This is a genomic window from Vibrio sp. 1078-1, assembly GCF_033340475.1.
In genome coordinates this window covers 1-820 of the sequence record NZ_JAWOWM010000199.1, presented here as the reverse complement: position 1 = coordinate 820, position 820 = coordinate 1, and the positions used below count along the sequence as shown (strand labels likewise).

Genomic DNA, 820 nt, shown 5'->3' with positions numbered 1-820 from the left:
GGCACTGTTGCAAATAGTCGGTGGTGATAAACTTATCATCCCCTTTTGCTGATGGAGCTGCACATGAACCCATTCAAAGGCCGGCATTTTCAGCGTGACATCATTCTGTGGGCCGTACGCTGGTACTGCAAATACGGCATCAGTTACCGTGAGCTGCAGGAGATGCTGGCTGAACGCGGAGTGAATGTCGATCACTCCACGATTTACCGCTGGGTTCAGCGTTATGCGCCTGAAATGGAAAAACGGCTGCGCTGGTACTGGCGTAACCCTTCCGATCTTTGCCCGTGGCACATGGATGAAACCTACGTGAAGGTCAATGGCCGCTGGGCGTATCTGTACCGGGCCGTCGACAGCCGGGGCCGCACTGTCGATTTTTATATCTCCTCCCGTCGTAACAGCAAAGCTGCATACCGGTTTCTGGGTAAAATCCTCAACAACGTGAAGAAGTGGCAGATCCCGCGATTCATCAACACGGATAAAGCGCCCGCCTATGGTCGCGCGCTTGCTCTGCTCAAACGCGAAGGCCGGTGCCCGTCTGACGTTGAACACCGACAGATTAAGTACCGGAACAACGTGATTGAATGCGATCATGGCAAACTGAAACGGATAATCGGCGCCACGCTGGGATTTAAATCCATGAAGACGGCTTACGCCACCATCAAAGGTATTGAGGTGATGCGTGCACTACGCAAAGGCCAGGCCTCAGCATTTTATTATGGTGATCCCCTGGGCGAAATGCGCCTGGTAAGCAGAGTTTTTGAAATGTAAGGCCTTTGAATAAGACAAAAGGCTGCCTCATCGCTAACTTTGCAACAGTGCC

Annotated in this window: 1 protein-coding gene; it reads left to right on the top strand. The window is 52.3% G+C overall.

What is annotated here, in order from left to right:
- Positions 1 to 63 precede the first annotated feature (63 nt).
- Positions 64 to 768: an IS6-like element IS26 family transposase gene (locus tag R7190_RS26555; protein ID WP_001067834.1), complete on the top strand. Its 705-nt coding sequence runs from the start codon at positions 64 to 66 to the stop codon at positions 766 to 768.
- Positions 769 to 820: the final 52 nt, after the last annotated feature.